General features: G+C 40.6%; 1 protein-coding gene. It reads left to right on the forward strand.

Annotation, left to right across the window (positions count from 1 at the left end; all coding sequences use genetic code 11):
* The coding region (locus WH277_RS02495) for a hypothetical protein (RefSeq protein ID WP_339504226.1) at positions 1-281 on the forward strand (281 nt) is incomplete at its 5' end.
* Positions 282-524 lie beyond the last annotated feature (243 nt).

The raw sequence follows: 524 nt of genomic DNA on the forward strand, positions 1-524 counted from the left end.
TGGAGCATGCATTAAGCATAAGAACAGGTACAGGTGGCATGATAAGTCAAAGATTGCTCACTGCAGAAACGTTGATGGAACTCTATGCAGCACAGGATGATTTTTTGCGGGAGGGAGGGTATTGGAAGAAAGTTTCGGGTCTGCACACTTTCTCTTCTCTCGCCGATACAATTATTTCTCACTCTTCCGACATACCTCAGAAAGAATTATCGTCGATTCAGCAGCATATGAATCATATTCTGACTGAGAATCAACACTCGCTTCATTCTTTTTCCCATTGACAGAGGATAATATGCATCTGGTGCATTCGCATACTGAGGTAGATAGTGAAGCATGGAATAATTTTATGATCAGCTACTCTGATACACCTTATCCTCAGTCAACGTATTACGGCCAGTATGTCGTAGCATGTTACAACAGTAAACCCGTCTATGTTTCAATCAATCTTGATGATGCATGGTTAAAGTGTCTGGTACTCATTAATGAAAATGAAAATTCAGTGAAATGGTCTTGTGGTCCGGTAA

The sequence above is a fragment of the Erwinia sp. MYb416 genome, assembly GCF_037479575.1.
GTDB classification, from domain to species: domain Bacteria; phylum Pseudomonadota; class Gammaproteobacteria; order Enterobacterales; family Enterobacteriaceae; genus Erwinia; species Erwinia rhapontici.